General features: G+C 63.9%; 12 protein-coding genes. 8 read left to right on the plus strand and 4 right to left on the minus strand.

Translation table 11 applies throughout. The features are described from left to right. Positions 1–10: 10 nt before the first annotated feature. Entirely contained in the window at positions 11–739 is a 729-nt protein-coding gene (locus P6U24_RS27840) for a CpaD family pilus assembly protein (RefSeq protein ID WP_407155644.1), read from the plus strand. Beyond that, positions 736–2,004: a CpaE family protein gene (locus tag P6U24_RS27845; RefSeq protein ID WP_407155645.1), complete on the plus strand. Its 1,269-nt coding sequence runs from the start codon at positions 736–738 to the stop codon at positions 2,002–2,004. The genes P6U24_RS27840 and P6U24_RS27845 overlap by 4 nt, the downstream gene beginning before the upstream one ends. A 15-nt stretch (positions 2,005–2,019) precedes the next feature. Here P6U24_RS27845 and P6U24_RS27850 read toward each other — a convergent pair whose 3' ends face one another. The 3 genes from P6U24_RS27850 to P6U24_RS27860 all read right to left on the minus strand — a co-directional run bounded on the left by P6U24_RS27850 (position 2,020) and on the right by P6U24_RS27860 (position 5,296). Further along, positions 2,020–2,892: a tetratricopeptide repeat protein gene (locus tag P6U24_RS27850; protein WP_407155646.1), complete on the minus strand. Its 873-nt coding sequence runs from the start codon at positions 2,890–2,892 to the stop codon at positions 2,020–2,022. Between the two features lie 100 nt (positions 2,893–2,992). Further along, a complete protein-coding gene (locus P6U24_RS27855) occupies positions 2,993–3,238 on the minus strand; it encodes a PilZ domain-containing protein (protein WP_407155647.1) in 246 nt (81 codons plus the stop codon). A 138-nt stretch (positions 3,239–3,376) separates the two neighbouring features. Further along, positions 3,377–5,296 (minus strand): FAD-binding monooxygenase, encoded by a 1,920-nt coding sequence (locus P6U24_RS27860; RefSeq protein ID WP_407155648.1) that lies wholly within the window; start codon positions 5,294–5,296, stop codon positions 3,377–3,379. Positions 5,297–5,449: 153 nt separating this feature from the next. On the opposite strand from P6U24_RS27860, the gene P6U24_RS27865 reads away from it, so the two are divergent. The 3 genes from P6U24_RS27865 (at position 5,450) to P6U24_RS27875 (ending at position 7,890) form a co-directional block, all read left to right on the plus strand. Next, positions 5,450–5,905 (plus strand): MarR family winged helix-turn-helix transcriptional regulator, encoded by a 456-nt coding sequence (locus P6U24_RS27865; RefSeq protein WP_407160612.1) that lies wholly within the window; start codon positions 5,450–5,452, stop codon positions 5,903–5,905. A 163-nt stretch (positions 5,906–6,068) separates the two neighbouring features. Next, complete coding sequence (locus P6U24_RS27870; RefSeq protein ID WP_407155649.1) at positions 6,069–6,314, plus strand: hypothetical protein; 246 nt, start codon at positions 6,069–6,071, stop codon at positions 6,312–6,314. A gap of 1 nt (position 6,315) precedes the next feature. Next, positions 6,316–7,890, plus strand: a complete 1,575-nt coding sequence (locus P6U24_RS27875) for an N-acetylmuramoyl-L-alanine amidase (RefSeq protein ID WP_407155650.1) — start codon at positions 6,316–6,318, stop codon at positions 7,888–7,890. Positions 7,891–7,931: 41 nt separating this feature from the next. Here the strand turns inward: P6U24_RS27875 and P6U24_RS27880 are convergent, their stop codons facing one another. Continuing rightward, positions 7,932–9,392, minus strand: a complete 1,461-nt coding sequence (locus P6U24_RS27880; RefSeq protein ID WP_407155651.1) for a flavin-containing monooxygenase — start codon at positions 9,390–9,392, stop codon at positions 7,932–7,934. A 179-nt stretch (positions 9,393–9,571) separates the two neighbouring features. Between P6U24_RS27880 and P6U24_RS27885 the strand changes: the two genes are divergently transcribed. From P6U24_RS27885 to P6U24_RS27895, 3 genes are all read left to right on the plus strand, one after another. Continuing rightward, positions 9,572–10,291 (plus strand): hypothetical protein, encoded by a 720-nt coding sequence (locus tag P6U24_RS27885; RefSeq protein WP_407155652.1) that lies wholly within the window; start codon positions 9,572–9,574, stop codon positions 10,289–10,291. 945 nt (positions 10,292–11,236) lie between these two features. After that, complete coding sequence (locus P6U24_RS27890) at positions 11,237–11,722, plus strand: hypothetical protein (protein ID WP_407155653.1); 486 nt, start codon at positions 11,237–11,239, stop codon at positions 11,720–11,722. Then, positions 11,715–12,446 carry an alanyl-tRNA editing protein gene (locus P6U24_RS27895; RefSeq protein WP_407155654.1) on the plus strand — a complete coding sequence of 244 codons (732 nt, stop codon included), beginning with the start codon at positions 11,715–11,717 and terminating at the stop codon, positions 12,444–12,446. The genes P6U24_RS27890 and P6U24_RS27895 overlap by 8 nt, the downstream gene beginning before the upstream one ends. Positions 12,447–13,160: the final 714 nt, after the last annotated feature.

The following is a 13,160-nucleotide window of genomic DNA, read 5'->3' on the forward strand; positions in this document are numbered from 1 at the left end:
GGAATAGACAATGTCGAGCACACTGGCCGAGCGCCTGCGCCTGATCGGCGCGCTTGCCGGCCTCTCGCTATCGCTTGGAGCCTGCACCCTGACGAGCACGGAGGTCGTGACAGCGACCGTGCCCGACGACTACAAGCACCGGCATCCGATCGCAATCCAGGAAGCCAACCAATCGCTCGCCATCTTCGTCGGCCAAGGCCGTGGCGGACTGACCGCGCAGCAGCGCGCCGACGTCGCCGGCGTGGCGCGATCATGGCAGCGCGAGGGCACGGGCGTGATCGTCACCCGCGTGCCGGTCGATACGCCGAACGCACGCGCCGCGGCCGATGCCTATCGCGAGATCCGCGAGGTGCTTGCTGAGGGCGGGGTGCCGCCGCGCGCGATCACGATGCGGCCCTACCAGCCCGAAAACCCGTATCAGCTGGCGGCGATCCGCATCAGCTATCCCAGGATCGCGGCGGTCGCCGGCCCCTGTGGCCTGTGGCCGGAGGATCTCGGCCCCAACATCATGAACCCCGAATACAACGAGAACCGCCATTACTATAATTTCGGCTGCGCGACCCAGCGCAATCTGGCTGCGATGATCGACAATCCGGCCGACCTCGAGCAGCCTCGCTCGGAGACCGCGGCCTATACGCCGCGCCGCTCGGCCGCGTTCGAGAAATATCGCAAGGGCGAGTCGACCGCGATCACCTATCCCGAAGCCGAAAAAGCCAAACTCAGCGACACAGGCAAATGATCAGCGCGTCCCGACAGAATTCGGAGCAGCCGGCCGAGCCGCAGCCGCTCGCCGCCGACGATCACATCGCACCGGTCCCGCGCGTCTCGGTGCAGGCCTTCTGCGAGACCGAGCAGACCTCGGCCGCGATCCAGGCCGCGAGCCAGGACCGCCGGCTCGGCAAGGCTCACATCACGATCAAGATGGGCGGCATGGCGCGCGCCATCGAGACCTATCATTCGCAGCCGACACCGAACGTCATCGTGCTGGAGACCAAGCCCGGCACCAGCGTGCTGGACGGGCTCGACGAGCTCGCCACCGTCTGCGATCCCGGTACGCGAGTCGTGGTCATCGGCGGCCCCGAAGATACGGTGGCTTACCGCGAGCTGGTGCGCCGTGGCGTCAACGACTATGTGGTCGGGCCGGTCGAGACGCTCGATATCATCCGCTGCATCTGCAGCCTGTTCTCGGCCTCAGAGGCCGTGACGACGGGACGGATCATCGCGGTCGTCGGCGCCAAGGGCGGCGTCGGGGCCTCCACCGTCGCTCACAACATCGCCTGGACCATGGCGCGCGACCTGACGCTGGATTCCGTCGTCATCGACCTCGACATGGCCTTCGGCACTGCCGGCCTCGACTACAACCAGGACCCTGCACAAGGCATCGCGAACGCGATCTTCCAGCCGGATCGGCCGGACACCGCGCTGATGGAACGCCTGCTCGCCAAATGCGGCGAGCATCTGAACCTGCTGGCGGCGCCGGCGACCCTTGAGCGCGTCTATGATTTCGGTGCCGAGGCTTTCGATGCCATCTTCGACACGCTACGCATGACGCAGCAATGCATCGTCCTCGACATCCCGCACCAATGGTCGGCTTGGACGCGGCACGCGTTGATCAATGCCGACGACATCCTGGTGGTCGCCGAGCCCGATCTCGCCAACTTGCGCAACACCAAGAATTTGCTGGCCACCTTGAAGTCATCGCGGCCGAACGACCGGCCGCCACTCTATTGCCTCAACCAGGTCGGCATGCCGAAACGGCCGGAGATCGACCTCAAGCGCTTCGCCAAGACGGTCGAGAGCGAGCCGGTCGCCACCATCCCGTTCGACTGCAAGCTGTTCGGCACCGCCGCCAATAACGGGCAGATGATCGCCGAGATCGCGGCGCTCAGCCGCACCACCAAGCTGTTCCACGGGCTTGCCAAGCGCCTCGCCGGCCACGTCGACCACCGGCCGCAGCGCAGTTCGCTGCTGGCGCCGATCGCACGGCTCTTGGGCGTCAAGTAGGCTGAGACGAAGGGCTCAGTCCTCGCGGCTGAGCATTTTTGCAAGCTCCTTGTCGGGCGCCGCTCTCGCCTGCTCCCGCCGCGCCGCCGATGCTTTCTGATCCTTCTGCGCGGCTTGCGCGGTCTGCTTGCGCGCCAATAGCCGCTTCAGATAGGTCACGCTCGCGGCCGCTTCGTCCGGCGGCAGACCGGACTTCATGATGGCTTCGGCTTCGCCGAGGCGCCCACCGAGCCCAACGACAACAGCGAGATTGACGCGCACCCGCTTGTCCGCATCGGGCCGGCCAAAGGCCTTGCGCAGGGTCTCCTCGGCCTTGGGCAGGTCGTTGGCGAGCAGATAGGACAGGCCGAGATTGGACAGCACCGAGGGCTCGTCCGGCGCGATCTTCAGCGCGGTCGCGTAGTACTGCCGCGCCTCGTCGTGGCGATCGAGCTGGTCCAGCACGGCACCCTGCGCCGACAGGATGTGCCAATCCGGATCCTCGGGGCTGTGCGCCCGGCTCAGCACGTCATAGGCCTGCTGAAAATTGCCGTTGTCGGCCAGCGCCCGGCCGTAGGCGGCGAGCAGCTCCTTGTGGTTCGGATTGGCGATCGTCGCCTGCTCCAGCACGGCGACGGCCTGCGAGCGCTGGCCCGTGGCGCGCAGCGCATTGCCATATCTCAATGCGATCTCGGGATCGCCAGGCGAGGCGCGGAAGCGCTCCCGATAGACCTCCACGTCCGCGCGCGCATCGGCAGGACGGCTGTTCTCGGCCTTGTCGCTGAGCGCGCCGGTGACCTCGGCGAGATCGGTGGTCTGGCAGGCGCCAAGGCCAAGCAGCACCACCGCGAAAGACGCGGTGAAGATCGCCGGTCTGGCGAGCGGACGGAGACGAGGCGATCGACGCATGCACTGAACAATCAAAAAGCGATGGTTCAGGCACGCTGCCCTATTAACCCTAAGGTCCCGTTAAGACGGCCAATGCTGCCGAGGGCCCGCCGCGCATCCCTCAGTCGATGAACTCGGCACCGAACTCGCAGCCGATACGCCAGGCCAAGCGGCATTTGCGCGAGTTATCCGGTGAGAAGATGATGTTGAAGTGCTGGGGAATCTCCAAGAGCTCGGCGACCACCTTGACGCCGCCGTCCGAGATGTCGGTGATCGTGCAATCGCGCGGCAACGAGCCGGTACCCCAATGGATCTTCGCAATCCTCCTGCACAAGCGACGTTCACTCTTGCGTCGGTTCGCCAGCATCTCGATCTCTCATCCGCTCAGTCAGCACAGCATGCATCGGTTCGGAAAGTTGTAGGCAGTAAAGATTTGGATCTGGCTAGCGGAACAGCTCGGACTGTGTGCCGCATTTTCAGCTTCCATTAACCTCGCACCATCAGCTCACCGCGCCGACAGCATGAAACGATCGAAGAACGCGGCGAGCCCTGCCGTGCTGTCGAGCGGCAGCACATGGGCGACATATTGATCGGGCCGCACCACGACCATGCATCCCGCCGCCCGATCGATGCCGCGCATTGCGAAGATGTCTCCTCTCGGATCGGCGCAGAAGATCTTCTCATAGTCACGTAAGCCATACTTTCCCTTCGCAGGGACGAGCAGCGGCGGCATCGTCTCGATCGCGAGCGAGCGATGCTCCTGCTGGAATACGGCGCGGACGTCGATCACCGCATCGATGTCGGCATCATCGGGCGTATATTTTCTGATCGGCGAGTCAATGTCCCCGGCGAGAGCATCACAGAGCGCGCGGACCGAAGCGCTCGCCTGCTCAGGCTGCCCGGCGGGCGCGAAGATGAAGACGCGCCAGCGTCCATCGGCTTTGACGACGTGACCGAGATGCACCGGCTTGGCATCCGCAAGGCGGATCACCGGCGCGGAATGGAAGCGCGTGCCGATCGCAAAGCCGGATGCCAGATGCTGATGGTGCGCCTTGCCGGTGATGATCGACGGCGCGTAATGCGTCGCCGTGCCCGCCGTGTAGCGCCCGCTGCGGACGAAATAGCTCTGCGTCTTCGCCGGATCGAAACCTTCCGTACCTTTGGCCGCAGAGGCGAGCAGCGCCGCCCATTCACGATCGAAGTCGATGAGCTCCTTGGCGATCGCCTGCCGCTCGGCCGAATAGCTGTGCAGCAGCCGCGGCGTGCAGCGCTTGCGCAGCACGGCGGCGAGCTTCCAGCCGAGATTGAACGTGTCCTGCATCGAGACGTTCATGCCTTGCCCCGCCTTCGGGCTGTGGGTGTGGCAGGCATCGCCCGATATGAAGACGCGCGGCAGCCGCGTCTCGACCTCAGCCTCCGGAACGTCGTCGAACTTGTCGCACAGCCGCTGGCCGATCTCGTAGACCGACCACCACGGCACCTCCTTCACCTCGAGCGTATACGGCTTGAGAATGCGCTGCGCCTTTGCGATCAGCGCGTCCAGCGTGATGTTGCGGCTGGCGACCCGCTCGCCGATTTCGAGCTTGGCAAGCTCGACATAAAGCCGGACCAGATAGCCGCCCTCGCGCGGAATGACGAGCAGGCTGCCGTCGCGCGCCGACTGGATCAGCGACTTGAATCGGATGTCGGGAAAGTCGGTCACGGCGAGCACGTCCATCACGCCCCAGGCATGGTTCGCTGAATCGCCGCGCAACTCGCGCCCGATCGATTTGCGCACCGCCGAGCGCCCGCCGTCGCAGCCGACGACGTAGCGCGCCTTGACCGTCTCGACCTGCCCTTCATGCGCGGCGTCGCAGCCCTCGAGCGTGACGGTGACGGCGTGATCCTCGATGCCGGCCGAACGATCGACCTGCAGGGCCGTAAGCTTTCGCGCGTAGTACGGCTCACACTTCGCTGCGGACCGCTGCATCACGTCGAGGAAGAAATCATGCACGCGGGCCTGGTTCAGCACCACATGCGGCATCTCCGACAAGCCATCCTCGACGTCCTGCACGCGGCCGCTGCGGATGATGCTCTCACTTCGTCCCTCCTCCGGCTTCCAGAAGGTGGTCTCGTTGATCCAGCAGGCCTCCCGCAGCACGCGTTCGGCAAAGCCATAGGCGTTGAACATCTCCATGGTCCGGCAGGCGATGCCGTCGGCCTGCCCGAGCAGCAACGGACCCGGCTTCTGCTCGACGATGCAGGTTTTGATGTCGGGGAATGCCGACAATTGCGCCGCGAGATTGAGCCCCGCGGGTCCGCAGCCGACGATCAGTACGTCGACCTCCGCGGGCACTGGCCCGCGTGCCCCGCCGCCATGCACGCGCGTGACCGGATCGGCAATGTCGGGATCGCCGGGCTCGAAGCCGTTGAGATGGAATTGCATCGGACATCCCTCCCGTCTGAGCCAGCCGGACACGTTCGCTCGGTCCCGGCCGAGGGCCTTGAAAGCCACTTCGCTATTGATCAGTATACTGATCATCAGTATACTTGTCAAACGGATCGACGGGGAGGACTGCCGGTGACAAAGACGGAAGATATGCCCGGGCACCTCGCCCGCCGCTTCCAGCAGATCGCGGTGGCCGTATTTCTTGCGGAGGTCGAGCAGGCCGGCTTCGACCTGACCCCGGTGCAATACGCGGCCCTGGCGGCGATCGGCGCCAATCCCGGCATCGATCAGATCACGCTCGCCGGCCTGATCGCTTATGACCGCACCACCATCACCGGCGTCATCGATCGCCTGGTGCAGAAGAACCTCGTGATCCGCGAGGCCTCCAGCCGCGATCGACGCGCACGCGTGCTCACAATCACCAAAGAAGGCAAGACAACGCTGCGCGCGATCACGCCGGCGGTCGAGGCTGCGCAGGCCAGCATGCTGCGCGGGCTGACGGCGGCGGAGTCCAAAGAGCTGATGCGCCTGTTGCGCAAGGCGATCGCCGCCGGCAACGAGCTCAGCCGTGCGCCGCTGCGGGATGGCACCACCGACGCGCGCTGATCGAGCGGAAACGCCGTGCACCTTTCCACCGAATGGTACCGCCGCACGGCGTGTATCGCACCGAAATTCATCTTCGGATTGACTAATACGCGTACGCCTATACTCTACGTCTGATAGTCGTTTTTCATATTGCAATTCATTTGATGGTATCCGGGAGAGAAGCATGTCGATTGCTTCGGATATACCGGCCGACGATTCAGATTCAGACGATTGCCTTTGCGGCATGGAGCCCGTCGCCGACGAAGCCACCTCCGATGAGGAGCTGCCCCAGGCCAGCGGCGGTGTCGAAGCCGACGCTGCGGAAGAGCCCGACGATCCCGACGAAAGCGATGGCTGCGAGCTGGATTTCTCGCTGGATGAACCGACGCGCGACGAGGAGCTGCCTGTAGCCATTGGGGGGAGCGAGTGAGATGGCATTTTCGCTGACGTGGCTTGCCGAAGTCCTTGAGGAAGCCGGCCTCAAGGTCGCCGAACAACCGGGCTGGCGCTCGCGCGGCCGCGGTGAAATGGGACCCGTCAAGGGAGTCATCTGCCATCACACGGCCGGTCCGGCGAAGGGCATCATGCCGAGCCTTGGCATCATCACCAACGGACGGCCTGATCTCGCCGGTCCGCTGGCACAACTCGGCCTTGGACGAGACGGCACATATTTCGTCGTCGCTGCAGGCCGCTGCAATCACGCTGGCGTCGGCATGTGGCAGGGTCTGAGCCAAGGCAATCAGAACTTCATCGGGATCGAAGCAGAGAACACCGGCCTGCCGAGCGATCCCTGGCCTGCGGTGCAACTCGACGCGTATCGCCGAGGCGTCGCGGCGATTCTCAAGAAAATCGGCGCCAATCCGATCATGTGCGCCGGCCACAAGGAATATGCCCTGCCGCAGGGCCGCAAGGACGATCCGTCCTTCGACATGAACGAATTCCGAACCCAGGTCGCAAGCATCATGGCCGGGACGGCTCCCGCACCGACCATCATTCCCGCTGTTGATGCGGACGGCCGTCCGACCCTGCGGCGCGGCGCACGCGGAGATCTCGTTCGACAGCTCCAGGCGGATCTGAAGATCGACATCGACGGCAGCTTTGGGGCGATCACCGAGGCGGCCCTGAGGCAGTTCCAGAGGGACCACGATCTGGTGCCGGACGGCATCGTCGGACCGCGGACGTGGGCGTCCCTCGAAGTGGCCGCAGCACCCGCTTTGACCGCAGCGCTCGCTACTCCCGCAGCCGCGCCGCCCGCCGGGCCGCCTCCTGCGTCGATCGACGAGCTCAAGACGATGGCCGCCAACAGCAACATCGCCCGTTTCAATTGGCGCGACCGCGGCAGGGCGCCGAAGGGTTACATTGTCGGGATGGCATTGGTGTTCGGACGGGTCTATGCCAAGTTCAAGCGCGGGGATGCGGCCGCGCTCGACATGGCTCGCAAGAACTCCCGGAATTCCAATCGCGATGCCTTGGCCTGGTATGCCGATTTGTTCCGCACCGCCGGCATGAGCAATACGGCCGACGGCGCCGACACGCTGCGCCATCTGTTTGTACTGCTGATCGGCCTCGGCATGCGCGAAAGCTCCGGACAATATTGCGAAGGACGCGACATCACGGCCCACAACACGACATCGGACACGGCGGAAGCCGGCCTGTTCCAGATGAGCTTCGACGCCAATGGCGCAAGCCCGCTGCTCGGCCAGATCTTTGCCGGCTACAAGGCAAGGCCATCGGGATTTCTGGACGTGTTCAAGGAGGGCGTGAGGTGCAAGCCGTCGGGCCTGGAGAATTTCGGCTCGGGCGACGGTCGCGACTTTCAACAGTTGTGCAAGGAATGCCCGGCTTTCGCCGCTGAATACGCGGCGGTCGCGCTGCGACATACGCGCACGCATTGGGGACCGATCAACAGGCGCCAGGCGCAGATCAATCCAGACTGCGACGCTCTGCTCAAGCAGGTGCAGGATGCGATCGAGGCCGACGCGGCGCTCGGCATCGCGCTGCTGTGACCCGCGACCCCGCCGGCTGACGCGGCTTGCGGGGCGCGCCATCATGAATAGTGCATGACGCCGTCATCGACCCTGCCGAAGCGCAAGGCGACGATATCGAGCGCATAGTTCTGGTACAGCCGCCACGGCCGCCGGTCACCCTGCTTGGGCAGCTTTGCGATCGCGCGCTGCACATAGCCGGAGGTGAAGCTCAGCGCAGGCTGCGGCTTGATCGCCGGATCGTCATTATGCGGCGTGCATTGCCTGTAGCCTCGCCGGTCCATGTAGTTGACGAGACGGCAGACATATTCGCAGGTGAGGTCGCATTTCAGCGTCCAGGAGGCATTGGTGTAGCCGAGCGCCGCGGCGAGATTGGGCACGTCCGAATACATCATGCCCTTGTAGCTCAGGGTGTTCGAGAAATCGACGGCGCGGCCATCGACCGTGACCTCGATGCCGCCGAGCACCTGCAGCACGAGGCCCGTCGCGGTGACGATGATGTCGGCTTCGATCTCGCTGCCGTCCTTCAAGGCGATGCCGTGTTCGGTGAAGCGATCGATCTCGGCCGTCACCACCGAGGCGCGCTTGTCCCTGATCGCCCTGAAGAGATCACCGTCGGGAATCAGGCAGAGCCGCTGGTCCCAGGGGTTGTAGCGCGGCGTAAAATGCGTGGCGACATCGTAATCGGGCCCGAGCGCGTGCCTGACGCCGCCAAGGATCAGCTCCTTCACGGCATGCGGCTTGCGCCGGCTAAGCTGGAAGAAATACATCGAGAACAGCACGTTGCGCCAGCGGATCAGGTGATAAGCGAGGCGTGCGGGCAGATGCTGCCGGAGCTTGTTAGCGAGCGCATCCTGCGCCGGGCGCGACACCACATAGGTCGGCGAGCGCTGCAACATGGTGACATGCGCGGCTGTCTTCGCCATCGCCGGCACCAGGGTCACGGCGGTGGCGCCGGAGCCGATCACCACCACGCGCTTGCCGGCATAATCGAGGGTCTCCGGCCAGGCCTGCGGATGGACGATGCGGCCCTTGAAGTCCGCCTCGCCGGCAAATTCGGGCCGATAGCCGCTCTCATAGCGATAGTAGCCGGCGCACATGAACAGGAAATTGCAGGTGAAGCGCACGGTCTGGATCGCACCCTCGCCAACCGTGCGCTCGGCCTCGACAGTCCAGCGCGCCTCGCTACTCGACCAGGACGCGCGGCGGACGCGATGATGAAAGCGGATCGCCTCCTCGAGGCGATTCTCGAAGGCGGTCTCGCGCACATAGTTCAGGATCTGCGGCCCATCGGCGATCGCCTTTGGGTCGGTCCACGGTTTGAATGAATAGCCCAGCGTGTACATGTCGCTGTCGGAGCGGATGCCGGGATAGCGGAACAGATCCCAGGTGCCGCCGATCGCACCCCGCCCTTCCAGGATCGCGAACGTCTTGCCCGGGCATTTGCGCTTGAGCTGATAGCCCGCGGCGATGCCGGAGAGGCCAGCGCCGACGATCAGCACGTCGAAATGCTCCGGTGACATGGCTTCCCTTTTGGCGTTCCCCTTGGCGTTCCCGTGACGCCGCCTTTGATTTTGTTGCCCGCAGACTGACAACGGGCACCCCGCGTGTCAAATCCGGATCGATGTTGGCAATGGATCAATCTTCCCCCGCTATGGAGATGAGACCGGCCCGACAGCGCGGCACTTGAATGGACCACCCGATGGCCGAACCAGGCGACGATCCGGACGATGTACGCGACAGCCGCGGGCACGCGATCCCCCGGGCCCAGAAACTCGCCGCCGCATTGACCTTGATCGCCATCCTCGTCGCGGTGTGGGCGCTGTTCCGGCCACAGCCTTACGGCGCGCTGATGACACTCCTGATCGCACTGCCATTGCTTGCGATGACTGCGGTCATCGCACGGCGCGACCTGTTCCGGATCGGGCTCGGCAGCGGCTACGAGGCGAATCTCGGCAGCGCCTGCGCGGTGCCGGCCTGCGCCCTGTTCGCGCGCACCCTGTTCGATCTCAACCTGCTGAGCTGGCTGCCGCTGACGGCCTTTGCCGCCGCCATTGCCATCGTGTTCCTGATCGCTGCCCTCAGGCGTGAGACCCGGCTGCGCCGGCGCTGGTGGCGCCTCTCCATCGCGGCGCTGCTGACCGGTGCCTATGCATTCGGCGCGCTCGGCCAGGCCAACGTCCTGCTCGACCGCGCGCCGCAATCGGTGCTGCGCAGCCGGATCACAGGCAAGCATCTCGGCCACAGCCGCATCGCCAGCTATCATCTCACGCTCGCGCCCTGGGGACCGATGGCCGCGCCGCACGATGCGACAGTCCCGCGCGATGTCTACGATGCTGCCGAGATCGGCGATCCCGCCTGCGTCCGCCTGCATGACGGCGCACTCGGCATGGCCTGGTTCACCGCCACAGCATGCCGGTGATACAAACAAAGCTTTCATCGGCATGACTCCGCGATCTCGCAGCGGACATCGCCCGAGTTTTGCTTCACGTTGAGCCCTCGAAAATCGGGAGGGCGCAGGGAAGGCCGGGAGCTCGCCGCCCCCATGGCCCGCCTGCGACAAAGAAAGCAGGCGGCAGTCACCACAGGATCGGCCAAGACAGCCCGGCCTTCCCTGCGCGAATGGTTTACGGCTTATACGTGATCTCCCTGGGGACCGGCTTGATTGCCCCCATCGCCCGCGAGCTCGTCGCTATCCGCAGACTTGGCCTCAGCACCGGGAGGCCAGGACCACACGATTTCACCGTCCGCGCCTGCGCCGGTCGTCTGCCGTCGCCTGCACGTCCATCGCAGCCCGCCTCTACGTCTCGTGACGACGCGTACGCCCCTCCGCATGAGGCGGGATGGACTGAAGGAAGACACGATTTTCCGAAAACGAAAGCGGAATATTTTTCGCGCGCCATCTGGACAGCACGCGGCGCGTTGAGATCGCTTGTGAAATTAGTCGTTTGACGCAGGCTTTCTCGCCCTTGTTTGCTGCCTCCGCACAAGCCAGCGACGGCAAGATCGCGCAGCTGATTTGCCCGACGTGTCGGATCGGCCACAGTGTTTCATCGATGGTGTCGCCCGGATGGGCGGAGCGACATACGGGACGTATATCGATGCCCCGGATATCGCTGACGCTCGTCCGGGCTACGCGGCCACATCAAAAGCAAGTTGGGCGGCGCCAAGTTCACGTCGAGCTCGCGGTGCGGGCGCCGCCATCGCGGCGGACCGTTCCTGTTCGTGGCGAGCTGACATAGGCTGATGAGATCCAAACCGCCATTCGGCCGTTCACACCCCAGGAGTACCTGCCGCGAACACGGGACGGACATCACGATGCCAAATCATTTGTATGACCCGAGGTAATCGTCTCGGCGCAATTGCGTTGTCCTATTTGGCCGCCAGCCTCGTGGCCGGCAGCATCTTGTTTCTCTGGCTTTCGCTGACGATCAGCATTCACTCAGGCAAGCTGTTTCTCTTTCCAGTTTCGTATGATCTGAAGGGCCTTCTCATCGTGATCGCGGTTTCAAGCGAACTCGCCGCGGTTCTTGGTCTTTTGCCAGCCCTCCCCACGATCATCTATTCGGAACAGCGAGGTATCCGCTCGTTTTGGTTTCACGCTTATGGAGGTGCACTGATCGGGCTCGGAGCCTACCTTCAATATTTGATGGTGCTGGCGCTTCCTGATCTCGCACAAGTGTTCGATCTGCTGGAAAATAGCTTCGCATTTCCCGGCTACGGGATGTGGCTCGCCACCGCGCTTTCAGGCTTTTGCGGCGGAGCCATGTACTGGATTCTGGTTGGCCGCAACAAGGTTGTTCGGCGTGCCGATCTGCCCGACAACTCGGTCGCGGCGTTATCGCATGAGTGAACTCTTTTCCCGGCCTTACGCCGTCGATCATCCCGGCGTGCATGAGCTCGAAGCCGACGCGCTCGACGCGCGCCCCGGCGCGGTGCTGCTGGCGTGCTCCCCCTTCTATCCCGGCGGCGGCGGCCAGCTGCCGGACCGTGGGACGATCGCGTGGAACGGCAGGACGTGCCAGGTCGTCGCCTTCGAGGCGGCAGCGAACGGGCTCTGGCACCTGATCGACGCCGACATCGCGCCCGAAGGGCGGCTCCTGACGCGGGTCGAGACGACCTTCCGGCAACTGATGTGCGAGCAGCACACGGTCGCTCATCTGGTGAACAGCGCGGTCTACAAGCTGTTCGACGGCGCGCTGTTGACCGGAGTCCGCATGACGGCGACGGATGAGTTCAGCATCGATTTCGATCTGCCAAAAGTGTCGGCGGAGGAGCTGGTAGCCGTGGAGAGGGCCGTCAATGCCGCGATATCAGATGATCGCCCGATCCGCGCCTTCGACATGGCCTACGACGAGGCGGAGGCAACGGCCGGCCTGTTCCGCGCCAAGTCGGTCGCGCCGCCCCGGCAGGCCGACGGCCTGATCCGCATCGTCGATATCGAAAGCCTGGATCAGCAGGCGTGCGGCGGCACGCACCTCGCCTCAACCGGCCATGCGCGACCCATCCGTATCCTGAAGATCGACAACAAGGGCCGGCAGAACCGGCGCTTGCGGATTGGGTTGGCGAGAACATGAGTTGCGAAAGGCGTAGGGTGGGTTAGCGACCGCGGGTTTGCGATCTCGGCACATCTGCCGCAGATGGCGGTCGCGTAACCCACCGACCTTCTCGGTACCCCTAGTGGGTTACGCGACCGCGCATCAACACACGCTCTATTTTCGGAATCCTAGCGCGGTCGCTAACTTACCCTACGCGCTGTGTCACGAAGGGCTGAGCAGCCGCTTTCACTGTCGTTTCCGGGGGCAATCGTCGATGCGAAGGCGCGAAGCGCCCTTGCATTTGCGATGACCCGCGAATCTCGAAACAAACGCAAGCCAATACGAAGATTCCGGGTTCAAGGCCTGCGGCCTCGCCGCCGAATGACGTCCGTTATGACGCAAGAGCAACCCGCCCTACGAACTATTTCTGAGCCCAGAAGCCCGAGTAGCTTCTAAGTCCGTTTCGCGAGTTCTAAATCTCCCCGATGGCACAGAGGTTGCGCCGAAACGTCGACAGAAGTAGTTAGCTACCCGATGCCATCAAAAGATCACTTTTGATCAGGGCCTTATGCTCGCTTTGTGGCAGACGCCATTAATTAGTTCTGACATACTTTCGTATAGTTGGAAGGCGGAAATTATCTCCGTCACATGGTCATTTCGACGGGATGGCTTCCCAAAAACAAAAGCAAGTGGTGATAATGAACGTATAGTGGGTGGATCAAGATGGCGTTTGTTGAGTTCGAAAGTTGCCAA

It is taken from the genome of Bradyrhizobium sp. STM 3557, from assembly GCF_045571465.1.
Classification (GTDB): Bacteria; Pseudomonadota; Alphaproteobacteria; order Rhizobiales; family Xanthobacteraceae; genus Bradyrhizobium.